This is a genomic window from Streptomyces sp. AV19 (genome assembly GCF_015999245.1).
Taxonomy (GTDB): Bacteria; Actinomycetota; Actinomycetes; order Streptomycetales; family Streptomycetaceae; genus Streptomyces.
The window spans coordinates 359,755-385,291 of the sequence record NZ_JAEAMR010000006.1 but is presented as its reverse complement, the minus strand read 5'-3'; the positions used below and the strand labels follow the sequence as shown (position 1 = coordinate 385,291).

General features: G+C 75.1%; 23 protein-coding genes. 11 read left to right on the top strand and 12 right to left on the bottom strand.

Features of this window, described 5'->3' with window-relative positions; genetic code table 11:
• Nucleotides 1-301: 301 nt before the first annotated feature.
• From I5Q34_RS09520 to I5Q34_RS09510, 3 genes are all read right to left on the bottom strand, one after another.
• Nucleotides 302-1,708: an NAD(P)/FAD-dependent oxidoreductase gene (locus I5Q34_RS09520; protein WP_199891777.1), complete on the bottom strand. Its 1,407-nt coding sequence runs from the start codon at nucleotides 1,706-1,708 to the stop codon at nucleotides 302-304.
• 88 nt (nucleotides 1,709-1,796) lie between these two features.
• Nucleotides 1,797-2,618, bottom strand: coding sequence for an inositol monophosphatase family protein (locus I5Q34_RS09515; protein WP_199891752.1), 822 nt, complete (start codon nucleotides 2,616-2,618; stop codon nucleotides 1,797-1,799).
• Between the two features lie 125 nt (nucleotides 2,619-2,743).
• Nucleotides 2,744-4,447: a gamma-glutamyltransferase family protein gene (locus tag I5Q34_RS09510; RefSeq protein ID WP_199891751.1), complete on the bottom strand. Its 1,704-nt coding sequence runs from the start codon at nucleotides 4,445-4,447 to the stop codon at nucleotides 2,744-2,746.
• A gap of 324 nt (nucleotides 4,448-4,771) precedes the next feature.
• Here I5Q34_RS09510 and I5Q34_RS09505 point away from each other — a divergent pair, with 324 nt between their 5' ends.
• The gene (locus I5Q34_RS09505) at nucleotides 4,772-5,827 is read left to right on the top strand and encodes a biotin/lipoate A/B protein ligase family protein (RefSeq protein ID WP_199891750.1); all 1,056 of its coding nucleotides are present in this window, start codon (nucleotides 4,772-4,774) and stop codon (nucleotides 5,825-5,827) included.
• A gap of 35 nt (nucleotides 5,828-5,862) precedes the next feature.
• Here I5Q34_RS09505 and I5Q34_RS09500 read toward each other — a convergent pair whose 3' ends face one another.
• Together I5Q34_RS09500 and I5Q34_RS09495 are read right to left on the bottom strand one after the other, a co-directional pair.
• Entirely contained in the window at nucleotides 5,863-6,756 is an 894-nt protein-coding gene (locus tag I5Q34_RS09500; RefSeq protein ID WP_199891749.1) for a hypothetical protein, read from the bottom strand.
• Between the two features lie 610 nt (nucleotides 6,757-7,366).
• Nucleotides 7,367-8,356, bottom strand: a complete 990-nt coding sequence (locus I5Q34_RS09495; RefSeq protein WP_199891748.1) for an NAD-dependent epimerase/dehydratase family protein — start codon at nucleotides 8,354-8,356, stop codon at nucleotides 7,367-7,369.
• Nucleotides 8,357-8,452: 96 nt separating this feature from the next.
• Between I5Q34_RS09495 and I5Q34_RS09490 the strand changes: the two genes are divergently transcribed.
• Both I5Q34_RS09490 and I5Q34_RS09485 read left to right on the top strand, forming a co-directional pair.
• Nucleotides 8,453-9,958 (top strand): FAD/NAD(P)-binding protein, encoded by a 1,506-nt coding sequence (locus I5Q34_RS09490; protein WP_199891747.1) that lies wholly within the window; start codon nucleotides 8,453-8,455, stop codon nucleotides 9,956-9,958.
• Between the two features lie 96 nt (nucleotides 9,959-10,054).
• Nucleotides 10,055-11,032, top strand: a complete 978-nt coding sequence (locus I5Q34_RS09485; protein WP_199891746.1) for a hypothetical protein — start codon at nucleotides 10,055-10,057, stop codon at nucleotides 11,030-11,032.
• A gap of 183 nt (nucleotides 11,033-11,215) precedes the next feature.
• Here I5Q34_RS09485 and I5Q34_RS09480 read toward each other — a convergent pair whose 3' ends face one another.
• The 3 genes from I5Q34_RS09480 to I5Q34_RS09470 form a co-directional block, all read right to left on the bottom strand.
• Complete coding sequence (locus I5Q34_RS09480; RefSeq protein ID WP_199891745.1) at nucleotides 11,216-11,389, bottom strand: hypothetical protein; 174 nt, start codon at nucleotides 11,387-11,389, stop codon at nucleotides 11,216-11,218.
• Between the two features lie 112 nt (nucleotides 11,390-11,501).
• Nucleotides 11,502-13,022: an MFS transporter gene (locus I5Q34_RS09475; protein WP_199891744.1), complete on the bottom strand. Its 1,521-nt coding sequence runs from the start codon at nucleotides 13,020-13,022 to the stop codon at nucleotides 11,502-11,504.
• Nucleotides 13,019-13,669, bottom strand: a complete 651-nt coding sequence (locus I5Q34_RS09470; RefSeq protein ID WP_199891743.1) for a response regulator transcription factor — start codon at nucleotides 13,667-13,669, stop codon at nucleotides 13,019-13,021. The genes I5Q34_RS09475 and I5Q34_RS09470 overlap by 4 nt, the downstream gene beginning before the upstream one ends.
• A 196-nt stretch (nucleotides 13,670-13,865) precedes the next feature.
• On the opposite strand from I5Q34_RS09470, the gene I5Q34_RS09465 reads away from it, so the two are divergent.
• Together I5Q34_RS09465 and I5Q34_RS09460 are read left to right on the top strand one after the other, a co-directional pair.
• A complete protein-coding gene (locus tag I5Q34_RS09465) occupies nucleotides 13,866-14,426 on the top strand; it encodes a universal stress protein (RefSeq protein WP_199891742.1) in 561 nt (186 codons plus the stop codon).
• A gap of 129 nt (nucleotides 14,427-14,555) precedes the next feature.
• Nucleotides 14,556-15,056 (top strand): universal stress protein, encoded by a 501-nt coding sequence (locus tag I5Q34_RS09460; RefSeq protein ID WP_199891741.1) that lies wholly within the window; start codon nucleotides 14,556-14,558, stop codon nucleotides 15,054-15,056.
• A gap of 17 nt (nucleotides 15,057-15,073) precedes the next feature.
• On the opposite strand, the gene I5Q34_RS09455 is transcribed toward I5Q34_RS09460, so the two are convergent.
• Nucleotides 15,074-16,459: a hypothetical protein gene (locus tag I5Q34_RS09455; protein WP_199891740.1), complete on the bottom strand. Its 1,386-nt coding sequence runs from the start codon at nucleotides 16,457-16,459 to the stop codon at nucleotides 15,074-15,076.
• A 148-nt stretch (nucleotides 16,460-16,607) separates the two neighbouring features.
• On the opposite strand from I5Q34_RS09455, the gene I5Q34_RS09450 reads away from it, so the two are divergent.
• A complete protein-coding gene (locus I5Q34_RS09450) occupies nucleotides 16,608-17,522 on the top strand; it encodes a LysR family transcriptional regulator (RefSeq protein ID WP_199891739.1) in 915 nt (304 codons plus the stop codon).
• Between the two features lie 78 nt (nucleotides 17,523-17,600).
• Here I5Q34_RS09450 and I5Q34_RS09445 read toward each other — a convergent pair whose 3' ends face one another.
• Together I5Q34_RS09445 and I5Q34_RS09440 are read right to left on the bottom strand one after the other, a co-directional pair.
• Nucleotides 17,601-17,834, bottom strand: a complete 234-nt coding sequence (locus I5Q34_RS09445) for a hypothetical protein (RefSeq protein ID WP_199891738.1) — start codon at nucleotides 17,832-17,834, stop codon at nucleotides 17,601-17,603.
• A 155-nt stretch (nucleotides 17,835-17,989) separates the two neighbouring features.
• The gene (locus I5Q34_RS09440; protein WP_199891737.1) at nucleotides 17,990-20,122 is read right to left on the bottom strand and encodes an FUSC family protein; all 2,133 of its coding nucleotides are present in this window, start codon (nucleotides 20,120-20,122) and stop codon (nucleotides 17,990-17,992) included.
• 206 nt (nucleotides 20,123-20,328) lie between these two features.
• Between I5Q34_RS09440 and I5Q34_RS09435 the strand changes: the two genes are divergently transcribed.
• The 5 genes from I5Q34_RS09435 to I5Q34_RS09415 all read left to right on the top strand — a co-directional run bounded on the left by I5Q34_RS09435 (nucleotide 20,329) and on the right by I5Q34_RS09415 (nucleotide 24,498).
• Nucleotides 20,329-20,838: a universal stress protein gene (locus tag I5Q34_RS09435; protein WP_199891736.1), complete on the top strand. Its 510-nt coding sequence runs from the start codon at nucleotides 20,329-20,331 to the stop codon at nucleotides 20,836-20,838.
• Between the two features lie 188 nt (nucleotides 20,839-21,026).
• Nucleotides 21,027-21,467 carry a sortase domain-bontaining protein gene (locus tag I5Q34_RS09430; protein ID WP_307811661.1) on the top strand — a complete coding sequence of 147 codons (441 nt, stop codon included), beginning with the start codon at nucleotides 21,027-21,029 and terminating at the stop codon, nucleotides 21,465-21,467.
• 153 nt (nucleotides 21,468-21,620) lie between these two features.
• Entirely contained in the window at nucleotides 21,621-22,280 is a 660-nt protein-coding gene (locus I5Q34_RS09425; protein WP_199891735.1) for a hypothetical protein, read from the top strand.
• Nucleotides 22,277-24,298, top strand: coding sequence for a SpoIIE family protein phosphatase (locus tag I5Q34_RS35760; RefSeq protein ID WP_199891734.1), 2,022 nt, complete (start codon nucleotides 22,277-22,279; stop codon nucleotides 24,296-24,298). Before I5Q34_RS09425 ends, I5Q34_RS35760 begins: the two co-directional genes overlap by 4 nt.
• Nucleotides 24,299-24,309: 11 nt before the next feature.
• The gene (locus I5Q34_RS09415; RefSeq protein ID WP_199891733.1) at nucleotides 24,310-24,498 is read left to right on the top strand and encodes a hypothetical protein; all 189 of its coding nucleotides are present in this window, start codon (nucleotides 24,310-24,312) and stop codon (nucleotides 24,496-24,498) included.
• 169 nt (nucleotides 24,499-24,667) lie between these two features.
• Here the strand turns inward: I5Q34_RS09415 and I5Q34_RS09410 are convergent, their stop codons facing one another.
• The gene (locus I5Q34_RS09410; RefSeq protein WP_199891732.1) at nucleotides 24,668-25,531 is read right to left on the bottom strand and encodes a DMT family transporter; all 864 of its coding nucleotides are present in this window, start codon (nucleotides 25,529-25,531) and stop codon (nucleotides 24,668-24,670) included.
• Between the last annotated feature and the right edge of the window lie 6 nt (nucleotides 25,532-25,537).

Genomic DNA, 25,537 nt, shown 5'->3' with positions numbered 1-25,537 from the left:
GGGTCCGGGGTCTCCCCGGGAAACGGTGAAAGGGCGGGGAGGGGCACCCAGCCCGTCCGGCGCTTGAGGACAGCGCCCGAAGGGCGCTTCGGGCGCAAGGGCCGCAGCCCCGGTCGAGGGACCGGGAGCGCAACCCCGGTCGGGGTCCAGAGGGCGCAGCCCCCGGCGGGGCACAGGGGGCGCAGCCCCGCCCACCCGCGCGGCTCCCGCGGACCCGGCACACCCCGCACCCCCGGGGCGGCGCAGGGGCGCAGCCCCCGCGGAAACGGTGAAAGGGCGGGGCGGGGAGCAAACCCCCACCTCACCCCCCGCACAACCTCCGCCACACCACCCGCGCCGCATGATGCCCCGACATCCCATGCACCCCCGGCCCCGGCGGCGTCGCCGACGAGCACAGGAACACCGCCGGATGCGCCGTCGCATACGGCACCCGCGCCAGCTTCGGCCGCACCAGCAGCCGCAGCCCCGCCACCGAGCCGATGGCGATGTCACCCCCCACGTAATTGGCGTTGCGGGCCGCGAGTTGTGGCGGGCCCGCGACGGCCCGGGCCAGGACGAGATCGCGGAAGCCGGGCGCGAACCGCTCGATCTGCCGCTCGATCACCTCGGTCGCGTCGCCCTCCCACCCGTTGGGGACGTGCCCGTACACCCAGAACGTGTGCTTGCCGGCCGGCGCCCGGCCGGGATCCACGAGGGTGGGCTGGGCGGTGATGAGGAACGGAACAGAAGGATCGCGCCCCCCGAGCGCCGCGCCCAGGGCGGCGTCGATCTCCTCGTACGTGGGCCCGACATGGACCGTGCCGGCCCGCCGCGCGGGCTCCGCCGTCCACGGCACCGGCCCCGACAGCGCGTAGTCGATCTTGAAGACGGACGGTCCGTACTTGAAGCGGGGGTAGGCGTTGCCGAGCCCGGCGATGCGGGCCAGGGCGGTCGGAGAGGTGTCGAAGACGTAGGCGCGGGCGGGCGGCAGGTCGTCGAGGCGCTTGACCTCGAAGCCGGTGTGGATCGTGCCGCCCTGCTCCCGCAGGTACGAGCCGAGGGCGTCGGCGATGGCCTGCGAACCCCCGCGCGGGACCGGCCAGCCGCGCTCGTGCGCGGCGAGCGCGAAGACCAGGGCCATGCCGGCGGTGCCGATGCCGGTGAGCGGCCCGATGCCGTGGGCGGCGAGCCCCGCCAACAGGCCGCGCGCCTTGGGCCCTTGGAAGCGCCGGGCGAGCAGGGCGGCGGACAGCCCGCCCACCATCCCGAACCGGGCGTAGCCGACGGGGTCGCGCGGCGGTCCGTCCCACTGCGTGCGCAGGAAGTCCCGGGCGATCGCCGACCACTTGCCCCGGAAGGGGGCCATCGTGCGGCGGTACGTCCCGGCGTCGCGCGCGCCGAGCGAGGCGGCCGTCTCGCCGACGTGCCGGGACAGGACGGCGGCCGTGCCGTCGGGGAACGGGTGCGCCATCGGCAGCCCCGGGTGCAGCCACTCCAGGCCGTGCCCGGCCAGCGGCATGGCGGCGAACGCCGGGGAGCCGATCCCCAGGGGATGGACGGCCGAGCACGGGTCGTGGCGGAAGCCGGGGAGGGTCAGCTCCTCGGTGCGGGCGCCGCCGCCGATCGCGTCGGCCGCCTCGTACACCTCGACCGCGAGACCGCGGCGGGCCAGTTCGACGGCGGCCGTCAGCCCGTTGGGGCCGGCTCCTACGACGACCGCGTCGAGCATGGTGGGCACGGACGGACTCCCCTCGAAGAGACTTGAAGAGACCTGAAGAGCTCTGAAAAGACCTGAAGAGATCTGCGAGCGACCTTGATCAGGAAGCCAGCAGGCCCAGGATATGTCCCAGGGTCCCGGCGTCCCGCGCCGAGGCGAACGGCAGGGCGTTGCCCCCGGATATGCGGAACGGCTCGCCGGCCACCGTGGCGCTCGCGCCGCCCGCCTCCGCGACGAGCAGCAGCCCGGCGGCGTGATCCCAGGCGTTCTCCCACGAGAAGGCCGTCGCGTCGAGGACGCCGCGGGCCACGTTCAGGTACTCCAGGCCCGCCGAGCCGCAGGGGCGCGGGGCCACCCCGGCCGTGGTGAGCCGGCCCAGCACGCGCTTCTCCTCGTCGGTGGTGAAGTCGAAGTGGGAGATGGCCACCGTCAACTCCCGGCCGGGCTCCGGCGATCCGGCCCGCAGCGGGACGCCGTCCAGCCGGGCTCCCGCGCCGCGGACGGCGGTCGCCATCTGCTCCAGGGCGGGCGCGTACGTCCAGGACGCCAGCAGCTCGCCGCGGTGTGCCAGGCAGACCAGCGTCGCGAAGCCGGGGTCGCCGTGGACGAACTGCCGGGTGCCGTCCACCGGGTCCACGATCCACACCGGGTCGTCGCCGCGCAGCGCGTCGAGGACGGACGGGTCGGCGTGCACCGCCTCCTCGCCGACCACGCGGGAACCGGGCAGCAGGGCGGTGAGCGAGGCCGTCAGGTGCTCCTCGGCCAGCCGGTCGGCCACCGTGACCAGGTCGTGCGGGCCGTTCTTCTCGACGATCTCGTGTGTGGCGAGCTGGCGGAAGCGCGGCATGATCTCGGCGGCGGCCGCCTTGCGGAGCGCCTCGTCGACGGCGGTCAGATCACCTGCGAGAAAGTCATCGATCATAGGCCCATCGAACCACGCCGCACCGACAACCGGGGGCGTGAGAATGGCCTCACCGTGCACGGAGGGTGAACGCCGGGCCCCAGCCCGGCCTCAGCCCGCCCCCCCAGCCCGACCCCGGCCCGCCCTCAGCGCCCCACCGCGTAGCCCTGCATCCCGCGCGGATTGGCGGCGGCCGAGAGCACGCCCGTGTCCGGATCGCGGGTCACCGCGCACAGCCGCCCCAGCGACCAGGCGCCGTCCACCGTGACCCGGTGTCCCCGGCGGCGCAGCTCCCGCACGGCCTCCTCCCCCATGCGCCACTCGACGGTGACGGCTCCGGGGGACATCACGCGCGGGTGGAACGAGCCGGGGAAGCTCTCCTGGTGCCAGTTGGGGGCGTCGACGGCGGCCTGGAGGTCCATTCCCGCGGCCACGGCGAGGAAGAAGTGCAGCTGCCACTGGTCCTGCTGGTCGCCGCCGGGCGTGCCGAAGGCCATCACCGGTTCGCCGTCGCGCAGGGCGAGGGAGGGGGTGAGGGTGGTGCGCGGACGGCGGCCGGGCGTCAGGGAGTTGGGCAGTCCGGGCTCCAGCCAGGCCATCTGGAGCCGGGTGCCGAGCGGGAAGCCGAGCTCGGGGACGACCGGGTTGGACTGCAGCCAGCCGCCGCTGGGCGTCGCGGAGACCATGTTGCCCCAGCGGTCGACGACGTCGACGTGGCAGGTGTCGCCGCGGACGGCCCCGTCCCCGGAGAGCGCGGGCATCCCCGCGCCGGGCAGGGTCTGCGGCCGGACGGGGGCCGTGGCGTACCGGGGCAGGCGGGGCTCGCGCCCGCCGGGGCTGCCGGGGCGCAACTCGTAGGAGGCACTCCCGCCGATCAGGGCCCGCCGCCCGGCGTTGTACTCCGGGGACAGCAGCTCGTCCAGCGGCACCTCGGCGGCGTCCCCGTACCAGGCCTCCCGGTCGGCCATCGCGAGCTTGCTCACCTCGATCAGGGTGTGGACGTACTCCGGGCTCCCGTACGCGGGGAGTTCGGGCAGCAGGGCGAGCTGCTGGAGCAGGACGGGCCCCTGGGACCAGGGGCCGGCCTTGCAGAGCGTCCAGCCGTGCCGGTCGTACGTCACCGGCTCCTCGTACCCGGCCCGGTACGCGGCGAGGTCGTCGCCGGTCAGGGTGCCGGTGTGCCGCTCCCCCGACGTGTCGAGGGTGGGCCGGGCGGCGGTGCGCAGCAGGGCGTCGGCGACGAAGCCCTCGCGCCAGACGCGCCGGGCGGCGTCGATCCGCGCCTCGCGGCTCCCTCCTCCCGCCTCGGCGATCAATCGGCGCCAGGTGGCGGCGAGGGCGAGGTTGCGGAAGAGCCGCCCGGGGGACGGGGCCGGCAGATAGACCTCGGCCGAGGACGTCCACTCGGTGGCGAACAGCTCCCGCACCGCCTCGACGGCCCGGGTGAGCCCCTCGACGGCCGGGTGCCCGTGCTCGGCGTACCCGATGGCGTACTCCAGCACCCGTGCGAGCGGCCAGGTCCCGTGGTCCCGCAGGAGCAGCATCCACGCGTCGAAGGCGCCGGGGACGGCGGCCGCGAGCGGCCCGGTCCCGGGTACGAGGTCCAGCCCGAGCGCCGCGTAGTGGGCGATGCCCGCCCCCGCCGGGGCGGGTCCCTGCCCGCAGAGCACCCGCACGGGCCCGCCCGCGGGCGCGAGGAGGATCGGCACCTCCCCGGCGGGCCCGTTGAGATGCGGCTCGACGACGTGCAGCACGAAGCCGGCCGCCACGGCGGCGTCGAAGGCGTTGCCGCCGCCCTCCAGCACCGCCATCGCGGACTGCGAGGCGAGCCAGTGGGTGGAGGACACCATGCCGAAAGTTCCGCGAAGGGTGGGGCGCGTGGTGAACACGGTGTCCAGGAAGTCAGATTCGGGGGCGGTGCGCAAGAGGGCGGACGGGCCCGGCCGGCGCAACGCGCCGCCGGCACAGCCGCATTGGCCGTCGCCTCCGGCCACCGAGGCGGTGGGCCCACGCGCCACGAGTACGACCCGGCAACGGTACGAGGAGCGGGCCGCCCTCCGGCCCGCAGCCGTTGAACAGGCGCCGGGACGGTGCCTCTCGCTCCGGGGGTTACCGTTGATGGCGCTGCCGGCGGCACGGGCCGACCGGGGCCGACCGGAGTGGAGGGTACGCAGGTGCACGGTGAGTACAAGGTGCCGGGCGGCAAGCTCGTCGTCGTGGACCTGGAGGTGCGGGAGGGGGTGCTGCGCGACGTCCGGGTCGCCGGTGACTTCTTCCTGGAGCCCGACGAGGCACTCCTCGACATCAACCGTGCCCTGGAGGGTGCCCCCGCCGACCTGCCCGCCCCGCAGCTCGCCGCGCGCATCGACGCGGCGCTGCCGGAGGGCGCGGTCCTGTTCGGCTTCACCTCGGAGGCGGTGGGCGTCGCGGTGCGCCGGGCGCTGGCGCAGGCCACGGACTGGACGGACTACGACTGGCAGCTCATCCACGACGGGCCGCAGCCGCCCGCCCTGCACATGGCGCTGGACGAGGTCCTCACCGCCGAGGTCGCCGCGGGCCGGCGCCCGCCGACGCTGCGGGTGTGGGAGTGGGGCTCCCCCGCCGTGGTGATCGGCAGCTTCCAGTCCCTGCGCAACGAGGTGGACCCGGAGAGCGCGGACAAGCACGACATCACGGTCGTACGCCGCATTTCGGGCGGCGGGGCCATGTTCATCGAGCCCGGCAACACCATCACGTACTCCCTCTGCGTCCCGGACGCCCTCGTGCAGGGCCTGTCCTTCGCCGACAGCTACAAGTACCTGGACGACTGGGTGCTGGGCGCGCTGGAGGGCATGGGCGTCAAGGCGTGGTACCAGCCGCTCAACGACATCACCACCGAGTCCGGCAAGATCGCGGGCGCGGCGCAGAAGCGCGTGGTGTCCGGGAACGGCGCGGTGCTGCACCACGTGACGATGGCCTACGACATCGACGCCGACAAGATGCTCGAAGTCCTGCGCATCGGCCGCGAGAAGCTCTCCGACAAGGGCACGAAGAGCGCGAAGAAGCGCGTCGACCCGCTGCGCCGGCAGACCGGACTGCCGCGCGAGGCCGTCATCGAGCGCATGATCGCCTCTTTCCGGGGCCGCTACGGCCTCAGCGAGGGCAAGGTCACGGACGAGGAGCTGGCCCGGGCCGAGGAGCTGGCGCGGACGAAGTTCGGCACGCCGGAGTGGACCGCGCGCGTGCCGTAGCCGCGCGCGGCCCCAACGGCCGGTTCCCCCAAAGGTCAGTGCCCCAGGGCGACTTCCTTGTGGACGTCGCTGTCCTTGCTGCCGCCGTTGGCCCTGAGGACGGCCGCGCCGAGCGTGCCCGGGTCGCCGACCTTGCCGTCGTGGCCGGTGATGGTCTTGAAGATCTGCTCGGACAGGGACTTCTCGACCCCGGGGAACGGGGTGAGGCGCGGCTCGACCTGCCAGTCGAGGTGTTCGCCGGTGGCGGTCTCCCAGGCGCGGCCCGCGAAGTTGGTGCAGTTCTGGTCGGGCGCGTACGCCTTGCCGCGCTGGGAGTCGACGAAGGCGAAGAACGCCTTGCGGCCCTGCTCGGTGACCGGCCTGCAGCGGCCGGTGCGGGTCTTGGTGGGGTGGTCCTCGGTATCGGAGCCGATGGACTTCAGGTGGTCGGCGGGGGTGCCGCGGCTGAACTTGTCGGCGGCGCCGCCGTCGGCGTCGTTGCCCCAGTCGTCGGGGTAGTTCACCGCCAGGCCGCCGGGGAACCTCGTCCCGGGCCAGAACTCCGGGTTGTAGGCCAGGCCGTCCCAGGGGGACTGGAAGGAGTACGTGCCGACGGTCTTCCCGTCGGGGGCGGTGTAGACGGTCCAGGAATGGCCCAGGTCGCCGCTGCCCATGATCTCGGCGGCGATGTCCCCGATGGCCTTGGTGGGGTGCTTGAGCTTCTGTTGGGCGATCTGCTTGACGATGCCCTTGACGTCGGCCGGCTCCTGCCGCTCGCTGAAGACGCAGAGCGCGCCGCCGTCTCCCAGCGCGAGGTTCTCGGGGCCCTTGACGGCACCCACGCCGCCGTCGGTGACGACCCCGGGGGCCGGGGCGGCGGCCGCGGTCCCGGCGATGCCGACGGCGAGTAACAGCGTGGCACAAGTGGCTACGGAGAGGCGGCCGTTCACGCGCACGATGGTGTCCTGTTCTGTGCGGTCCACCGGTCGGCGGCACGTCCGGCGACGGGCCGCCGCCGTCTTTTCAAGATCACCTTACTCGGCGGTAGGTCCGTCGCCGGAGGCCGACGCCGCCGGAGGTTTTGCCCCCGCCCCGCCCTTTCACCGTTTCCTCCGGGGCAAGCCCCCTGGACTCCCGAAACCGCGCTCCGCGCGGTGAGGCGGGGGCTCCGCCCCCCCTGCACCCCCGAAGCGCCCTTCGGGCTCCCCCAGAGGGGTACCCCCAGTCCTCAAACGCCGGACGGGCTGGATTTCGCGCCCGCACCGGATATCGCCTGCACCGGATGTTGCCCGCACTGGATATCCAGCCCGGGCGCGCACTTCAGCCCGTCTGGGGGTTGCCCCCCCAGGAAGCTTGAGGACGAGCGGCGAAGCCGCGATACGGGGTCCGGGGCGGAGCCCCGAAGCGGGGCGCAGGGGCGCAGCCCCGCAAAGAGGGGCCAGGGGCGCAGCCCCGGCCGGGGCGCAGGGGGCGGAGCCCCCGCCCACCGCGCGGAGCGCGGTGCCGGGCCCGGGGCCCGCCCCGGAAGAAACGGTGAAAGGGCGGGCCGGGGGCAAAACCTCAGCCGGCAGCCGCCAGCAGCCGCGCCTCCGTCTCCGCGTCGATCCCCACCGCCGGCCGGTCCTCCCGCAGCGGCGCGCGCCCGCCGGCCGACCGCAGCCACGCCCACGTATCGGCCACCGTCTCCTCCACGGGCCGGCACCGCAGCCCGGCCGCATGCGCCTTCTCCGTGTTCCCCTCGTAGATCCCCTCCCGCACCGGCCCCTCCGGGAGCCACAACGGCATTCCCTGCCACGGCTCCACGCCGGCGGACAGGAACACCTCGGGCGGCAGCCAGCGCAGTTCCGCGTCGGAGCCCGTCGCCCGGACGCACGCCTCCAGCAGTCCGGCCATCGTCGCGTGGCCGGGCCGGCTGATGAGGCCGTACGGGCCGCCGAGTCCGCGCGCGGCCGCGTCCAGGCTCCAGGACGCGAGGTCGCGGACGTCGATGTACTGCAGCCCGGCGTCGCGCGGGCCGGGCACCGGCACCGGGCCGCCCCGCGCGATGCGCAGCAGCCACCAGGGGAGCCGGCCGATGTTCTCCCGGGGCCCGATGATCAGTCCGGCGCGCAGCAGCAGGGCGCGGTCGCCGAAGGCGTCCAGCGCGGCGAGTTCGCCGCCGCGCTTGGCCTGCGCGTACGGCACGTCACCGGCGTCGGGCGAGCCGTCGACCACGGGGGCGTCCTCGGCCGCCCCCGCCGCGACGGGTTCGCGGTGGACGGAGCGGCTGGAGACGTACGCGTAGCGCCCCGCCCGCCCGGCCAGCAGCCGCGCCGCGTCGCGGACCGCGCTCGGGGCGCCGGACCAGGTGTCCGCCACGATGTCCCACTCCCCGTCGGCGAGGGCGGCCAGGCCGCCCTCCGCCGTCCGGTCGCCGCGCAGGACCGATGCGCCCGGCGGCGCCGGGTGGCGGCCTCGGTGGAAGACCGTCACCTCCCAGCCGCGCGCGAGCGCGTCCTCGGCCAGTGCGCGGCCCACGAACTCCGTTCCGCCCAGGATCAGTAGCCTCATGCCCACGACCTTGCACGAACCGCCGCCCCGGCGGAAGATCCACATGCTCAGGGCGAAATCCGGGGAGGGTGCATCCCGGGAGAAGGGGCGTGCGAAGTGACGGAACGCGTGGTCGTGATCGTGGGGGCCGGGGTCGCCGGCACCGGGGTCCTCTGGCATCTTGTGGACGCGCTGCGCGGCGCGCCCGGACGGCCCGTCGGCTCGATCGTCGTGGCCGACCCCTCCCCCGCCGGGTGGGGACTGGCCTTCGGCGACGACGACCCCCTGCTGATGTGCAACAGCGCCGCCGACGCCAACTCCCTCCTACCCGACCGCCCCGACGACTTCGTCGAGTACCTGCGCGGCCGCGGCTGGACGGGCAAGCCGGACGCCTGCGTCCCCCGGGCGCGGATGGCCGAGTACTGCCAGGACCTCTGGACGCGGGCCCGCGACCTGGCCGGGGAGCGGGGCGTCGCAGTGCGGCACGTACGGGCGGCCGTGCGCGCGATCCGCCCCGGCGTCCGGCCGGTCGTCGAGCTCGGCACCGGCGAGCGGATCACGGCGGACGACGTCGTCGTCGCCACGGGCGTGCACCGGCCGCGCGTCCCGGACGGCTTCGCGGAGTTCACCGCGCACCCCCGCTACCTCGACAGCCCCTACCCCGCCGCGCGGCTCCGGGCCGAACTGGGCACCGGCCGCCGGGTGCTGGTCCTCGGTTCCCGCCAATCGGCCGTGGACGCCGCTCTGTTGCTGAGCCGCGACGGCCACCGGACGACGATGGCCTCGCCGTCCGGCACCCTGCCCTCCGTACGGATCTCCCTGCACGCGCCCGCCCGCGCCTTCCCGCCGCTGGAGCGCCTGGCCCGCCTCGACCCCGCGGACCCGCTGCTGGCGGAGCGGATGACCCGGTGCGTCGTCGAGGCCGTCCGGCTGCTCGGGAACACCCCGCTGCGCCGGCAGACCTCGCGGGCGGCCGACCCCGTCCGGCGCCTGGCCGAGGAGACGGCCCTGGCGGAGGCCGGGACGTGTCAGTGGCCGGGGGTCGCCATGGCGGCGATGGAGGCGTTCACGGCCTTCGCGGACGGCCTGCCCCTGGAGCGGCGGAAGGCGCTGATGGCGCGCTTCGACTGGTTCACCGGCCGCTACGTGACCGCGCTGGCCGCGGTCAACGCGCGGCGGCTGCTCGGCCATCTGGAGTCGGGCGCGGTGGAGTTGGCCCCCGCGTATCCCCGGTCGGTGTCCTTCCGGGACGGGCTGTGGCGGGTGGAGTGGCCCGGTTCCGCGCCCTCCGTGCCCTCCGCGCCTTCCACGCCTTCCACGCCTTCCACGCCGGAGTCCTTCGACTACGTCGTCAACGCCACCGGCTTCCACCCTCCCGAGCTGTGGTGGGCGGACGGGGGCGCCGAACTGCGCCTGGCGCCCCACGGATCGGCCACCGTGGGGCACTTGGCGCCGGACCTGCGCGTACGCCGGGCGCCCGGGACCGCGCCCGAGCGGATCCGGGTGGCCGGCGTCGGCACGCACCCGCGCATCCCGTTCTCCAACCACCTGCGCACGGTGGCCCGGCAGACCCGCGCGGTGGCCCGGCAAGTGGCGGAAGGTGGCGGGTTCGAGTCCTTGTGAAGGCCGCTGTGGGGCGGTGGATACTGGCGCCGCGATCCGCGCCGGGCCGCGTGGCGCGCCCGGTGTTCCCGGTGCTGCCCATGGAGGGGATGTCTCATGGCGATGGTCCGGACGAAATCGGGCAGAGGCGGCGCGGGCAAGGGCGGCGCCCTCAACCTGCCGCGGACGGCGACCGGCGTCGATCAGCTCCTCCACGCCGTGCGGGCCAGGAAGCCGCGGCGCGGGCCCGAAGTGCCCGGGGAGCCGCGCTGGCGCGGCGACTACGTCGCCCCGGACGCGGACGGGCCGCGGGTCGCGCTCCAGGAGTTCGGCTACACGTCGCGGGAGCTCAACCGGGCGCACGGGCGGGTGGACGACACGGCGCTCGTCGGCCCGTTCCAACTGCTGACGCCGGAGGGGCTGGACTGCCTGGCCGAAGTCTGCGACCGGCTCGAACCGGCCGCCGGGTCCAGCCGGTTCATCGCGACGCGGCGGGTCCGCAGCGCGGACCTGATGTCCCCGTTCATCAACAACATGATCCGTGACCGGGCCTTCCTGGTGGCCTGCTCGCGGATCGTCGGCGTTCCGCTGATCCCCCACCCGCTGCGGATCCCCACGGCGCAGATCAACTACTTCGAGGGCCGGGGCCGTCCGGAGATCGTGCGCTGGCACCACGACGGCATGGACTACGTCTTCACCATCCAGCTCAGCGACGGCGATTCCTACGAGGGCGGCCGCTTCACGTACTTCCAGGGCCGGACCGGGGAGTTCGACGACGTGACGGAGCACGACCCGCGGATCCGCGAGGCGGACTGCCGGGCGCGCGGGGCGACGCTGTTCCTGCACGGGAGCCGGATCTTCCACGCGGTGACGCCGGTGACGCGGGGGCGGCGGGTGACGCTGGTGATCTCGTTGTTCTGCCCGTACTTCGCGCGACGGGACTCGAACACGTTCTGGCATCTGGCGGGGGACGACGGGATTCTGGCCACGGTGCCGAACTGGGTGCGGTTGAAGTGGCCGGTGGAGGATGCGGCGATGGATTTCGCGCTGCGGGCGGGGAGTCCGGTGGTGACGTGGGAGGACGTGCGGAGGTAGTGCGGTGGGGGGTGTTGTGCCCCAGGCCCGCCCTCTCACCGTTTCTTCCGGGGCTCCGCCCCTCGGCCCGGTACCGCGCTCCGCTCGGTGAGCGGGGGCTTCGCCCCTTGGCCCCCCGAAGCGCCCTCCGGGCGCTGTCCTCAAACTCCCCGGAGGGGGCAACCCCCGGACGGGCTGATCGCCCTATCCCTTCCTGATCTGCCCGTACCGCTTGAGGTCGGGAGCGTTCCTGGGAGGAGCCCCCGTCGGCCCGTAGGTGGGCGTGTAGCCGCACCGGGAACACTGCTCGGCCTGCATCACGCCGTCCTGGTCCACGGTCTTCGTGCGGTACTCGGGCGCGCATCCGTGCTCTCTCATCGTCGGAAGCACAGACCACCTCCTGTATGCGGGGTTGAGCAACGTAGCGCACCGTGGGGCGCACCGGCACTCGCACCGTTGCGCGATCACGAGACCCAACCCTCGTACGCGGTCAATGCCCACCCGTCACCCGCACCCCCCGCGGCACCAGCCACACCACCAGCACCATCACCACCGCCACGATTCCCGCCGACACATACGCCGTCACCGTCAGCGCGTCGTCGAACGCCGCGCGCGCCGCCGCCAGGACGAGGCGGCCCGCCTCCCCTCCCACCTGGTCCGCGATCTCCACCGCCCCGCCCACCGAGCCCCGGGCCGTCGTCAACTCGCTTCCTGCCAGCGGGAGTCCGGTCATGTGGCGGGTGAAGACCGCTCCGTGGATGCTGCCCAGCAGGGCGACGCCGAGGCCCACGCCCAGTTCGTACGCCGTTTCCGAGACGGCCCCGGCCTGGCCGGCGCGTTCCGCCGGGACCGACGAGACCAGCACCGACGCGGCGGCCGTCATCGCCAGGCCGTCGCCGGCGCCGAGCATGGCGAGGACGACGGCGACGACGAGGTAGGAGTTCGGCACGGGGGTCAGCGCGAGGACGAGGAACGCCGCGACCATCGCCCCGAGGCCCAGCCCCAGCACCGTCCGCACCCCGGCGCGGTGCATGACCCACGGCGAGCAGAGGGAGCCGGCCAGCATCGCCACGGCCGACGGCAGCGTGCGCAGCCCGGCCTGGAAGGGCGAGTAGCCGTGCACGTACTGCAGCCACAGCGAGATGAGGAAGAGCGCGGCGCCGATGGCGAGCATCGCCAGCAGGGTGGCGAGGGCGGCCGCCAGGAACGGCCCGTTGCGGAACAGCCGTACGTCCAGGAGGGGGTCGTGGGAGGCGAGTCGTCGCCGGGCGAAGAGCGCCAGGAGCAACAGGCCCAGCAGCAGGACGGCGACGTCCGCGGCGCCCGGGTCGCCGGTGGCGACGTGTTTGATGCCCCAGGCGAGCGCCACGATCCCGGCGACGGAGAGCAGGGCGCTGCCCCGGTCGAGCGGTCCGGTCTGCGGGACGCGGTACTCGGGCAGCAGGCGGAGGCCCGCCAGGACGGTGACGACCACGACCGGGACGTTCACCCAGAACGCCGCCGACCAGCCGAAGTGCTCCACGAGCACCCCGCCGACCAGCGGTCCCACACAGGCGCCCGCGCCGGCGACCGCGGCCCAGATGCCGATGGCCAGGGCCCGTTCGTGCGGGTCGGTGAAGACGGTGCGGATCAGCGACAGCGTCGAGGGCATCACCATGGCGCCGCCGATGCCCAGCAGCACCCGGCCGGCGATCAGCTGCGCGGAGCTGTCCGACGTGGCGGCCAGGACGGAGGCCGCGCCGAAGAGCACGAACCCGGTGAGGAAGAGCAGCCTGCGGCCGAAGCGGTCGCCGACCGCGCCGCAGGTGACCAGCAGGCCGCCGAGGACGAGTCCGTAGATGTCGATGATCCACAACTGGGCCATCGCGCCGGGCCGCAGGTCGTCGATGAGGGAGGGCAGGGCCACGTTGAGGATCGTGGCGTCCATGGCCACCAGGAGGAGGCTGGAGCAGAGCACGGCGAGCACGGCCCACCGGCTCGTTCCCCGCGCGGGGCCCGCGGAGACCGTCATTCGAGCAGGCCGCGGCGCATCGCCTCGGCGACGGCGGCCGCGCGGTCGGACACCCCGAGCTTCTCGTAGAGCCGCTGCGTATGGGTCTTGACGGTGCTCGCGCCCAGGTAGAGCTCGGCGGCCAGCTGCGGGATGCTCTTGCCCTCGGCGAAGCCGCGCAGCACCTGCCGCTCGCGCTCGGAGAGGACCGTCTCGTCGCGGTCGGCGCGCAGCCGGATCTCGTCCACCAGTCCGTCGGAGAGGTCCTCGGAGACGATGCGCTTGCCCCGGGCGACCTTCAGCACCGCGTCCACGATCTCCGAGCGCTTGGCGTCCTTCGCCAGGTAGCCCGCCGCGCCCTCCTGGACGGCGCGGTAGACGACGGCGCCGTCCGTCGTCGCCGACAGCAGGATGGTCCGGGTCGGCAGCCCGTCGCGGACGGTGGCGTGGATGACGGCGATCCCGTCCATTTTGGGGATCCGGTAGTCGATCAGGGCCACCTGGGGCCGGTGCTCGCGGATGGCCTCCAGCGCCGCCGCGCCGTCCTCGACCTCGGCGACCACCTTGATCCGGCCGCTGAGCTGCAGCCCCCGGGTGATCCCCTCGCGATAGATGGGATGGTCGTCGGCCACGACGACGGTCACCTGCGTTCCGGAATCGGACTCCATGTCCTCGTCACTTCCGTTTCGCGTGCACTGCCTGTTTGTCAACCATACGTGCGTTCGCCCCGGTGGGCCGCTCCGGACGGTGGCGGGCCGGTCCCCCGGGGCACCGGCCGAAAGGGGGACCCGCCCGGCCCCAGGACGCTCCTAGCGTGGAGTTTTTCGTGTGTTCCGCGAGGTGGGAGAGGTGGGAGGAGTTGTCATGGACGACCGGATGACCGACCGGACGCCCCGCGTCGTCGTCGGCGTGGACGGTTCGCCGAACAGCGTGGTCGCCCTGCGCACCGCGCTGGCCGAGGCCCGCCGCCGGGCGGCCGAGCTGTACGCGGTCACCGCGTACCTGCCGGTGGACGGCGGCTGGGCCATCGGCCCCGGCCCGGCCCCCGACCCGGACCGGCGCAAGGCCGCGGCCGCCCTGGAACGGACCTGCCGGTCCGCCCTGGGCACGGACCCCGGGGGCGCGCCGCTGACGGCCGCCGTCGTGCGCGGCCCGGCCCGCCACGTCCTGACCGACCTGGCCGACCGGCCGCAGGACCTGCTGGTCGTCGGCCTCGGCCGGCAAGGACCCCTCCGGCGGCTGCTGCGGTCCTCGGTGGCCCGGGACTGCGTCCGCCACGCGCGGTGCCCGCTGCTGCTGGTGCCGCCGTCCGGCCTGGCCCGCGACTACCGCAAGGGGCTGCGCCGCTGGAACGGCTGGCTCGGGCGGCAGGCGGACGACATGGTCCGCACCGCCTTGGACGACGACGGCGTACCGCGCGCGTGAGCACCGGCCGGGGGACCCGGCCGTCCGCCGGCGCCCCCTCCGGACGCCCGATCCCGGGCCCGGGACGCGGCCGCCACGCTGGCGGGAGAAGCAATCGAAGACACCGATGAGGGATGAGGAGTGAGCGTGATGTCGGAGACGGTCGAGCGGGTCGTCGTCGGAGTGGACGGCTCGGCGGGCAGCGTCGCGGCCCTTCGGCAGGGCGCGCGGGAGGCGGCCCGCCACGGCGCGGTCCTGTGCCCGGTGTTCGCGTGGTCGCCGCCGGGCGGGGAGGCCGCCGACGCGGTCAACCCGGCGCCGGCCGACGTCCGCGCCCATTGGGAGCAGGCCGCGGAAGCAGTGCTGCGGCGCACCTGCGAGGCGGCACTCGGTCCGGACGCGCCCACCGCGGGGATCACGGGGTTCCGTCCCCGGACCGTGCGCGCGGACGCCGGCGCGGCGCTGGTCGCGCTGAGCCACCACGGCACGGACCTGCTGGTCATGGGCGCCGGGAGTCACGGTGTGCTGCACCGCTTCGTCCGCGGCTCGGTCAGCCGGCACTGCCTCAGGCACGCCGCCTGCCCCGTCCTCGTCGTCCGGCCCGACACGGCGGACGACCGGGTCGCCGCCGCGGCGGGGCCGGGACGATGACCCGGCCCCGCCGGCGGTCAGGACCGGCTGCCGGCCAGCTGGTGCTCGTACGAGATCTTGGGGAAGTCCCAGGTCTTGTCGAGGACCTTGGTACCGAAGACGTTCAGCCTGGCGAAGAACGAGCCGGTGAGCTCGCCTCCGCCGTACAGGGCCCAGTCGGCCTTGGCGTCGTTGACGGACTTGGGGTCGTTGACGGACTTGGCGTCCGGCACGCTCTTGGTGTCGCCGGCCGTGCCGTGCACGGTGGCCTTCAGGTACGGCATGGCCTCGGCGGTGACGCCGACCGAGCCGTACAGGCCGAGTTCGGCGTGCGTGCCGATGCCCGCCTTCGCGGTGGCCGAGCCCTCGACGCGGGCCGGGGTGCCGGTGGTGGTGGGCTCGGGGCCGGAGAGCGCGCTCCAGCCGTGGTCCGCGTCGTACTTGGCGCCGACCTCCAGGTGTCCCTTGGTGTCCTGCTCGGCGTCGAGCGTGATCTTCCCGTCGGCCGCGATGTCGTAGAAGTAGTTCACCTTGAGGTTGAGCACGATCGGCACCGGGCCCACCCAGACGGTCTTGTTGACATCGACCTCGGCCGCCGGGATGTGCAGCGGCTTGTGCCCGGTGTCGTACGAGGCGGTGCCCTCGGCGTGGGCGGCGAAGCCGTAGTCGTAGTCGGCGGCCATGCCGATGGTGGCCCTGGACGGCTGGACCGAGTACCAGTGGGCCCGTTCGTAGGAGAACAGCATCTCCGGCTTGAGGTCCAAGTGGCCCTTGAGCGCGGAGGAGTGGCCCTCGGTGGGCTTGACCCCGGACGGCATCGGCACGTCCACGTCGAAGCGGATGCCCTGCCCGTTGCCCTGCCCGGCGGAGACCTTTCCGCCGCCCCCGGGCGACTTGACCTTCAGGTCGGCCGCGGTCAGCGGGACGCGGAGGTCGGCCTTGGCGTCGCCGAGCGCGTCGGCCAGGGTCGCCGGCGCGGTGTCGACGGAGACCGAGCCGCCCGCCTGCGGGTGCACGGCCTTGACCTTCACCAGCGCGCCCTGCGGCGCCACCGGCGTCGCGGGTGCGGCGATCACATCGCCCCCGCGGAGCTCCGCGGGGCTGCCCTTGACGCCGTCGGACGAGGCGCCGGCCGACAGGACGGCGTGTCCGCCGGAGGCGTCGTAGCCCGTCAACCGGGCGCCCCCGACCTGGACTTGCCCGGCCTTGCCGTCGCCGGCCGGCCGGACGACGGTCACGGCCTGCTTGTCGGACGGGCCGTCGCCGAGCGAGAGGGACGGCGGGGTGCGGTTGCCCCCGGAACCTCCGGAGCCTCCGGAGCCCCCGGAACCTCCGGTGTCGGCGGAGGCGGGGAGCGCGGCCAGCGGCACGGCCACCCCGGCCAGCAGCACGGGCAGCAGCAGTGAACGGCGAGAGAACTTCATGGACTTCCTTCCGGGCGGGGCCGCTTCGAGCACCTCCCCGGACCCCGCTGTCTCCTCGCGGGACCGCCCCTCGGCCACGGGTTCACTGAAACCCGGCGGCCGGGCCGGGATCAAGAAGAATTCACCGAAGCAGAGATAGGCAAGAGCTATGGCACAGGGCACGGAAACGGAGCGCAGCGCGAGCAACCTGTCCCTGCGCCAGCTGGAATACCTGGTGACCGTGGTGCACGAGGGCCGGCTGACGCGGGCGGCCGAGCGGCTGCATGTGACGGAACCCACGGTCTCCCAGCAACTGCGCACCCTGGAACGGACGGTCGGCACCGCCCTCCTGGAGCGCCGCCCCGAGGGCGTGCGCCCCACGGAGGCGGGCGCGGCCTTCCTGCCCTACGCGCGCACGACCCTGCGCTGCGCGCAGGAGGCGACCTCGGCGGCGCGCTCGGCGGCCCGCGGCAGGCGGCGGGCGCTGCGCATCGGCACGGTGCACGCGGCGCTGCCCGCCGCGCTGCTGCCGGGCGTGCGGCAGTGGACCCTGGCCCACCCCGCGGCTCCCGTCTGCGTCCGCCCGCACGGCAGCCGGTCCCAGCTCCAGGACTCCGTCGCCGCGGGCGCGGTGGACCTGGGCGTGGGGCCGCGGCCGGTCGGCTGGGACGGGCGGGTGCTCGCCCTCGGCACCGAGGAGCTGGTGATCGTCTGTCCCGAGGACGACGAACTGTGCGGGCGCACGGCCCACTTGGAGGACCTGTCGGGGCGGCGCTGGATCGGCCACCAGGGCCACGGCCCCGGTGAGGCGTTCGCCGAGGCGTTCCGGGCGGCCGGGTTCCATCCGCGGATCGCCGTGGAGGTGCCGCAGGCCGAGGCGGCGGTCGCGCTGGCGCGCCAGGGCGTGGGCCTCACCCTCGTCCCCGCGGACGCGCTGCCCCCGGACCTGCGGAAGGTGGCGGCGCACCCCGCCCCCCGGCTGCTGCGCGAGCTCACGGTCTACACGGCGGCGCACCCGCGCGACGAGGCGCTGGCCTGCGCGACGGCGCTGGCGGAGGAGGCGGGGGCCGGGAACGCGGACTGACGCCTCCCGGCGGTCCCTTCGCGGGCCCGTTCCGCGGCTCTCCTCCGGCCTCCCGGGTTCACGTCCGGCCGGTCTCGTTCACTTCCGGCCGATCTCGCCCTGGCCGACCGAGAAGATGGGCATCTGGAGGCCGAAGAGGGCGTAGTTTCCCTGGCCGTTGGCGTTTCCGTTCCCGTTCCTGCCCCCGTTGTGGCCGCCGAAGAGGCCACTGAGGCCCTCGTCCGGTTTTCCGTCATGGGCGCTGGCGGGGCCTGCGAGGACACTGAGGAGCGCGGCGGCTCCGAGGAGGACGGAGGCGATGCGGCGACGCATGAACGTCCTTTCCGTACGAGGTGATTGGGTCACGAGGTCATCGGGTCGGAGGCACCCTGCCCGGCACCGCCGGGGCGCATGCGGCGGGTCCCTCGTGTGGGGGGCGGGGTAACGATCCGCCGCTCCTTCGTTCGGAGTTGGGGGCGACCCACCGGTCACCGGGTCCGCACCCGTCCGGCCGTCTCCGCCGCCCCCGTCAGCCACGCCTCCGCGTCGGCGGTCAACAGGGCCCGTTCCGGGGGGATTTCGGCACCGTGCTCGACCACGTACCGCAGCGGCGCCGACTCCCGCGCGGGGCACACCGGCGGCGGGCCCGTCTCCCGCCACCGGCCGGCCCGGAGCGCGGCCGCCGACCGCAGGTACTCCTCCGCCGCCCGGGCGGCCAGCGCGGCGAGCCGGTCCGCCGCCGCGGCCGGGAGCGGGACCCGGTGGCCGGCGCGGTGCCGGCCCACCGTCGCCTCGCCGCCGCGGAGCGCCTGGTAGGCCGCCGCCATGGCGTCGCCCCAGACCGGGTCCGGGTCGCGCCCGGGGTGACGCTCGGTGCGGTACTGGAGGTATGTGGCCTCGGCGAGCAGCACCGCTTTCCGGGCCCGGTGCAGGCCCACCGGTCCGTCGCCGCCCGTGCACAGGGCGCCCGTCACGGACCGGCACAGGGCGGCCGACGCGGTGAGCGCGTCGGCGAACGCCTGCCGCAGCCGGCCGTGCGCGCCGCGCGGCCAGGCGAGCAGTCCGGCCAGCGCCCCGACGGAGCCGCCGATCACCACGTTGACCAGCCGCACGCCGGACAGTTCCCAGTGGGGCGCCGCGAGCTGGGAGAAGATGAGGACGAAGGTCAGGGTCATCGCCGCCTGCATCCAGGCCGGTCCCAGCACCGGTCCGACGCCGAAGCCCACGAGGACGACGACCGGCAGCAGCACGGCGTAGTACACGGGCCGGTCGCCGACCGCGTAGAGCAGGCCGGCGGCGAGCGCGGCGCCGGCGGCCGTGCCGAGGAAGGCGGGGACGAGGGCGCTGCGGGTGTCGGCCGCCGAGGTGCGCATGAGGCTGAGGGTCGCCAGCAGCACCCAGAACCCGTGGGAGAGGTCGAGCGCCCCGGCGAGCAGCCGGGCGGCCGCCAGGGCCACGGCGACGCGCACGGCGTTCTGCAACAGCACCGATCCGGGGGTGAGATGGGCGCGCAGCCGCCACCACCAGCGCCCCGGGCCGGACACCAGGGCGTAGCCGAAGGGCTCGTCCGCCGGTGTGACGCCGGATCGCGGCGGCGCGGGCCGGGCGCCCAGGGCGATCCGGGTGGCCTCCGTGACCATCCGGGTGCCCTCGGCCGCGGCCCGCACCAGGGCGTCCTGGCGCAGTCCGGCGGCGGAGACGCGGTCCAGCGTCCGGGCGCGGGCCGTGTCGAACGTGCCGAGCGCGGCGGCCAGTTCGTCGGGCGGCGGCGGCCCGGCGGAGCCGTCGCGCAGCGCTGCGGCGGCTGGGCGCAGGGCCGCGGCGGCCTGCCGCAGGAGCTCCGCCGACACCGGGTGGGGCACATCGGGGCAGGCGTGCAGCCGGTCGAGCTGGTCGCGCACGTACCGCAGGGCGGCGTGGGCGTGGTTCAGGGCCCGGTCGGACATGGAGGGCGAGGTGGGGCGTTCGGCGGCCGGCACCCGGGAGAGCCGGGCGGCGTCCAGGGCCCGGTCGGCGGCGCCCCGGAGGGCGGCCAGTCCCGTGCCGGCGGCGAGCGCCACGGCGGTGCGTTCCGCGTGGCGGGCCACGGCGTCGGCCGCGTCGGCGAGGACGGCACGGTAGGGCACGGGGGCCGGTTCGGGCCACACGAAGCGTTCGGCCAGGGCCGTGCAGAGGATGCCGACGGTCAGGCCGGCGAGCCGGGACCCGAGCGTCTGCGGCGCGTAGGGCGGGAAGCACGGCAGGACGTAGTAGAGCTGGTGGGCGATGGACAGGGCGGCCGCGCGCGGGCCGAGCGCCGCGCAGAAGGCGACCAGGAACCCGACGACGAGCATCCCGCAGGCCGCCGCCCAGGAGCGCACCGCGAGCAGGGTGCCCGCCGTGACCATGAGCCAGCCGACCGGCAGGGCCGCGAGCAGCGTGCGGGTGCGCTGCCGGGGCGGGCCGGGCACGTGGCAGAAGAGGACCAGCGGCAGCGCGCCGAAGATCGCGTAGAGGGCGGCGACCGGCCGGTGGAGGCCGTAGCGCAGGGCGAAGAAGGGGACGCACCCGGCCAGCACGATCCAGACCGCGCGCCGCAGGGCGGGCGGACCGTCCTCGTGCCGCAGCAGCCACCGGATCATGCCGGATCCCACGATTCGGCGCCCCGGACACGGCCGCAACCGGAAGGACCACGGCGGTGTCCGCCGATCGGCCGAGGCGCTCCCCCGCCTGGCCAGCCGGACGAGGGATCCGCAGGTGGCAGGGGCTTCCCTAGCGTGGTGGGCACGGCCCGACGCGAGCGGACCGAACCCGAAGCGGAAAAACGGGACGAGGAAGGGACCGGGAAATGAACCACTCCGTACGACGTGTCGTGGTGGGGGTCGACGGCTCCGCGGGCAGCCTCGTCGCACTCCGGCAGGCCGCGGGCGAGGCCCGCCGGCACGGCGCCGAGCTGCATCCGGTCTTCATCTACTCCTCGCCCCAGGGCGACTACATCGACCTGCTGTGGCCGCCGGACGAGCGGACCGCCCGCGAGCTGGCGCACCAGGCCCGGGACGATCTGCACGACGCGTGCGTGTGCGCGTTCGGCGGCGAACCGGACGGCCTGCGGTGCTCGCCGGTCGTGGTGCGCGGCCGGACGGGCCCTGCGCTGGTGGCGAGCGCGGCCGAGGACGGCGACCTGCTCGTCGTCGGCGGCGGTTCGCACGGCGCGGTGCACCGCTTCCTCACCGGCTCGGTGAGCCGCTACTGCGTGCGGCACGCCCGCGGCCCGGTCCTGGTCGTCCCGGCGGCCGGCGCCCGGGAGCGGCACCGGGACGGGCGGCGGTCCGCCGTCGCGGCCGGACGGGACGGGTGATGCCCGGCGGCCGGCGGCACGGGTGGGGACTCCTCGTCCTCCTGCTGCCGGCCGCCGCCGGCCTGGCCGCGCTCCTGCTGAGCTTCGGCCGGCCGGGCCCGGTGCCGCCGCCTTCCGCTCCGTGGGGAAGTTCTCCCGTGCCATCGGGAAGTTCTTCCGCGCCGCCTGGAAGCGCGGAGCCGGTGCGGGTGACCGTGCCCGCGCTGGGGCTCACCGCACGGGTGGTCCCCCTGGGCCTGGAGCCCGACGGCACCGTCGCCGTCCCGCCCATCGAGCCGGACGCGCCCGTCGGCTGGTACGAGGGCTCGCCCGTCCCCGGCGCGCCCGGCGCGTCCGTCCTCCTCGGGCACTCGACCGTCGGGCGCTACGGCGACGGCGCGTTCTTCCGCCTCGGCGAACTGGGCCCCGGCGGGCGGATCTCCGTCCTGCGGGCGGACGGCCGCACGGTCGCGTTCACCGTCCGGCGGGTGCGCGAATACCCCAAGGCGGACTTCCCGTCGCGCGAGGTGTACGCGGGCACCTCGGGAACGCCCCGGCTGCGCCTGGTCACCTGCGGAGGACCTCGGGACGGGGCGGGTGGCTACCGCGACAACGTCGTCGTCTACGCGGATCTGGCCGCCGGGCGGTGAATTGCCGGGGCCCGGTCGGGGGACGGCGTCCCGGCCCCGCCGGTCCCCCGGCCGTCCGACCCTCCCGGGCCCCGCCCGCACCCAGGGTGGGGACGAAACCATCTGAACCCCTCGGAGAAACCGTCCGAACCCCTCGGAAAGGATGTGGATCCCATGCGTCGCCTCCTCTGCGCGACCGCGACCGGTTCCGCGCTCGTCCTGGGCGGGGCCCTCGGCGCCCCGGCCGCCGTGGCCGACCCGCCGCCCCGGCCCGACCCCCTCGTGGGCGCCGCCACCATCGGCATCAGCCCCCACGAGACCGTCAACGGGAAGACGGTGTCGATCACCGGCGCCTGTGCCCCCTACCCGGGCGCGAGCGTACGGTCCGTGTCCTCCCGGGCGGGACAGGTCGGCCTCACCGACATCCGGCCCGAGCACATCCGCGGCACCCTGCTCGTCACGGCCGGACAGGGCACGTACCCGGTACGGCTGGTGTGCAGCAACGGCAGCGCGCAGACCCAGCTCAGGGTGGACGCCTCACCGCCCGGTCCGGCACCCGCGCCGCAGCCCCACCCCGTGAACCCGGCACACCACGGCCAGAACGGCGGCCGCGGCCTCGCCCCGGTGCACCACACGACCGGACAGACCGCCGGCACGGGCCCGCGGACCGCGTCCGGCACCGTCCCTCAAGGCGCGCCGCGCACCGGCGCGGCCCCCTCGAACGGTGACGCATGGGACGCGGATCTGTTCCTGGCCGGTGTCGGCGTCGCCGTCGTCGCCGGGACGATCGTGGTGACCGTCCGGCGTCCGTCCGGCAGGAGCCGGGTCCGGTGACGGCTCCTGTCACGGACCGCACGTTCCCGGAGCCCCGTACGGCTCCGGGAACGGCAACGGGCCGTTCCCGTCCGCCCGTCGACGTCGTACGGACGCTGACCGAGGTGTTCCTCGACGCCCCGGTGGGCCTGGCCGTGCTCGACGCCGAGGGCGTCGAGTGGGCGGCGAACGCCCGCTGGGAGCAGCTCCTGGGCGGGCGCCGCACCGAGGGCGCGATGGTTCCCTGGACCGACCGGCTGCCCGCGGCGGACCGCGACCGCGCGGCCCGGGCCGTGACCTCGGCGTTCGCCCTGCCCGCCCGGGACGCCGTCCTCGTACGCCTCACCGGCCTGCGCCTGACCGTCCGCGCGCTCGGCACTCCCGGGCTGTGCGTGGCCGCCGCCGAGGCGGACGACGGCACCCCCGACGCAGAGCACTCCGAGCGGGAGGCCCAGCTCCGGCTCGCCCTGGAGATCGTCGACCTGGCCGCCTGGAGCGTGGACGCGGACACCCTGCGGCACCGCTGGTTCGCGGGCTCGGAGAAGCTGTACGGCATCACCCCCGGCCCGGCGGGCGAAGGCATCGAGGAAGTCATCGCCCCCGAGGACCTGGAGGCGGCGACCACCGCCTTCTACCGCGCCGTGGACGGCATCGAGCCCCTGGACATCCGCTGCCGGCTGGCCGCCGGGGACAAAGCCGGCCGCTGGCTGCGGGTCAAGGCCCGGACGTACATGCTCGGCGACCCGCCCCGCCGCACCCTGGTCGGCGTCACCCGCGACATCACCGACACCGTCCACCACGAGGACCGGCTCCGGGCGCGGGCCGACAACGCGGCCGACCGCGCCGACCGGATCCAGGACCTGGCCACCACGCTGCTCTCCGCCACCACCACCGACGAGGTGGCGCGCGCCGTCGCCGACCACTTCTGCGCCTCGACGGACGCGATCGGCGCGCTCGTCGTCGTCCCCGAGGACGGACGGCTGCGCACCATGGCCGGTTCCGGCACCGGGGTGCGCATGGGCGCGCTGATGGACGGCACGCCGCTGGACAGGGCCGGGGCCACGGCCCGCGTCATGCGCGAGGGCAAGGCCCTGTACGTACGCTCCCGCGCCGAGATGCGCGAGCTGTCCGGCGGCGACCCGCACCACTGGCTGGACCACACCCGGGCCCGCTCCTGGGCACTGCTCCCGCTCACCCACGGGGCGCTGCTCTTCGGCTACGCCCGCGAACACGACTTCCCCGTGACCGAACGCACCCTCCTCCTCGCCCTCGCCGGGCTCACCAGCCAGGCCATGGAGCGCTGCGGTCTCGTCCAGGCCCGCATCGACCTGGCGAGCGCCGTCCAACGCGCCCTCCTGCCCGAGGAGTTGCCCGATCTGCCCGGCCTGCGGCTGGCGGCCCGGTACAGCCCGGCGCGGGACGGCGTCACCGTCGGCGGCGACTGGTACGACGCGGTCCGGCTCCCCGACGGGCGCTGCGCCCTGGTCATCGGCGACGTCGAGGGCCACGACGTCGAGGCGGCCGCGACCATGGGCCAAGTACGCACCGCCGTACGCGCCTACGCGCGCACCCGCCTGGAGCCGAGCGAGGTCCTGGCCCACGCCAACGCCCTGCTCTGCTCCCTCGACACGTCCCTCTTCACCACCTGTACGTACGCGGTCGTCGACCGCGGGCGCGGCGAGCTGACTGCGGCGACCGCCGGTCACGTCCCCGCCCTCCTCGGCCTCGCCGACGGCACGACCCGCCCGCTGGCGCCCCGGCCGGGCCCGCCGCTCGGCATCCTGCCGACGGCCTCGTACCCGACGCTGCGCGTCCCCCTCGACGGGGCCCGCTGGCTCGCGCTCCTCACGGACGGCCTGCTGGAGGGCCCGGACCTCGAACTGGACGCCGGTGTCGACCGGTTGCGTCACTCCGTCCCCGCCGACGCCGGCGACGACCCCGCCCGGCTGGCCGACGCCCTCCTGGAGGCCGCGGCCTCCACGGGCCACCGGGACGACGCGGCGGTCCTCACGGCCTGCCTGGAACCGGCCCACCCCTGAAGGAGCTCCTCATGCGCCACACCCACACCCGCGACGGCGTCGCCGGGCTCGCGGTCGTCGTCCTGATCGTGCTGGAGGCCATCGCTCTGCGGCTGTCCCCGGCGCGGGACTGGCCGCTGGTGACGGTGGTGCTCGTGGCGGCGCTCGCCGGGATCGCGGTGGTGATCGCCCTGGGCGCCCGCCGGAGGGGCCGGGGATGAGAGGTCCGCGCGGAGCCTCGGGACGGCGGTCGCATGCCCCGCCCGCGCCCTCGCCGTCGAGGGCATGGACGGGCCGTCCCGAGGCCACTCGGGCGAGGCCGTTCCCGGGCTGAGCGGTGAGCGCACCCTCTCGCCCCCGGGTCCGACGCCCCCGGGCAGGAGGACGCGCTCAGAGCTCGCGCGGCGTCTTTGTGTCGACGCGGGGCAGGACGAGCACCCCCCAGGTGACGAGCACCGCCCCGACGGCCTCGGGGAACAGCCACCATCCGGTGCGGACCCGTTCCCCGTAGACCAGCATGCCGAGGGCGAGGCTGACCAGGGCCTCGCCCAGGGTGAGGGCGGGCTGGGAGGCGATCAGCGGGCCGGACTCCATGGCGTTGGCCAGGAGGAAGAGCGCGATGGCACCGGTCGCGACGAAGCCGTAGAACTGCCAGGCGGCCAGGAAGGCCGATGCGCCCTCCCGTGCGAAGACGTCGGTGGCGGCGGTCATCAGGGTGGCGGTGAGGGCGTAGCCGATCGCGGAGGCGGAGCTGAACAGCGCGGCCCGGGACCGGCCGCGCGGCCTGGGCAGGGCGGCCAGGACGCACAGGGCCATGGTGCCCGTGGTGCACAGCAGGGTCAGCGCCCACAGGCCGGCGGCGACTTGGCTGTGCCCCCCGGAAGGTGCCGCCGCCGCCAGGGCCAGGCCGAGCCCGGCCGCGACCATGACCGAGGCCGCCCAGCCGGCCGCCGGCAACCGCCGGCGGGCATGGGCGGCGGCGATGAGGAGGGTGAACGGCAGCTCGGTCACCAGGATGGGCTGCACGAGGGACAGGGAACCGAGGTTGAGGGCGAGCGCCTGGCAGGCGGCGGCAGCGACGATCACGGCGATCCCGCCGAGCCAGACGGGCCGCCGCCACAGGTGCCCCACCAGGCGGACGCTGAACGCGTCCCCGTGCGGAACGGTCACCGCGGCGGCTCTCTGCAACACCGTTCCCGAGGCATTGCCGACGGCCGCCAGCAGGGCGAACAGCGCGGACAGCACGGCCGACACATCGAT

What these genes read in the sequence shown, in the direction of transcription:
- I5Q34_RS09520 (WP_199891777.1), bottom strand. Translation starts at nt 1,708, where the DNA reads ATGCTCGACGCGGTCGTCGTAGGAGCCGGCCCCAACGGGCTGACGGCC.
- I5Q34_RS09515 (WP_199891752.1), bottom strand. Translation starts at nt 2,618, where the DNA reads ATGATCGATGACTTTCTCGCAGGTGATCTGACCGCCGTCGACGAGGCG.
- I5Q34_RS09510 (WP_199891751.1), bottom strand. Translation starts at nt 4,447, where the DNA reads ATGGTGTCCTCCACCCACTGGCTCGCCTCGCAGTCCGCGATGGCGGTG.
- I5Q34_RS09495 (WP_199891748.1), bottom strand. Translation starts at nt 8,356, where the DNA reads ATGAGGCTACTGATCCTGGGCGGAACGGAGTTCGTGGGCCGCGCACTG.
- I5Q34_RS09485 (WP_199891746.1), top strand. Translation starts at nt 10,055, where the DNA reads ATGGCGATGGTCCGGACGAAATCGGGCAGAGGCGGCGCGGGCAAGGGC.
- I5Q34_RS09480 (WP_199891745.1), bottom strand. Translation starts at nt 11,389, where the DNA reads ATGAGAGAGCACGGATGCGCGCCCGAGTACCGCACGAAGACCGTGGAC.
- I5Q34_RS09475 (WP_199891744.1), bottom strand. Translation starts at nt 13,022, where the DNA reads ATGACGGTCTCCGCGGGCCCCGCGCGGGGAACGAGCCGGTGGGCCGTG.
- I5Q34_RS09470 (WP_199891743.1), bottom strand. Translation starts at nt 13,669, where the DNA reads ATGGAGTCCGATTCCGGAACGCAGGTGACCGTCGTCGTGGCCGACGAC.
- I5Q34_RS09465 (WP_199891742.1), top strand. Translation starts at nt 13,866, where the DNA reads ATGGACGACCGGATGACCGACCGGACGCCCCGCGTCGTCGTCGGCGTG.
- I5Q34_RS09460 (WP_199891741.1), top strand. Translation starts at nt 14,556, where the DNA reads ATGTCGGAGACGGTCGAGCGGGTCGTCGTCGGAGTGGACGGCTCGGCG.
- I5Q34_RS09455 (WP_199891740.1), bottom strand. Translation starts at nt 16,459, where the DNA reads ATGAAGTTCTCTCGCCGTTCACTGCTGCTGCCCGTGCTGCTGGCCGGG.
- I5Q34_RS09450 (WP_199891739.1), top strand. Translation starts at nt 16,608, where the DNA reads ATGGCACAGGGCACGGAAACGGAGCGCAGCGCGAGCAACCTGTCCCTG.
- I5Q34_RS09445 (WP_199891738.1), bottom strand. Translation starts at nt 17,834, where the DNA reads ATGCGTCGCCGCATCGCCTCCGTCCTCCTCGGAGCCGCCGCGCTCCTC.
- I5Q34_RS09440 (WP_199891737.1), bottom strand. Translation starts at nt 20,122, where the DNA reads ATGATCCGGTGGCTGCTGCGGCACGAGGACGGTCCGCCCGCCCTGCGG.
- I5Q34_RS09435 (WP_199891736.1), top strand. Translation starts at nt 20,329, where the DNA reads ATGAACCACTCCGTACGACGTGTCGTGGTGGGGGTCGACGGCTCCGCG.
- I5Q34_RS09425 (WP_199891735.1), top strand. Translation starts at nt 21,621, where the DNA reads ATGCGTCGCCTCCTCTGCGCGACCGCGACCGGTTCCGCGCTCGTCCTG.
- I5Q34_RS09415 (WP_199891733.1), top strand. Translation starts at nt 24,310, where the DNA reads ATGCGCCACACCCACACCCGCGACGGCGTCGCCGGGCTCGCGGTCGTC.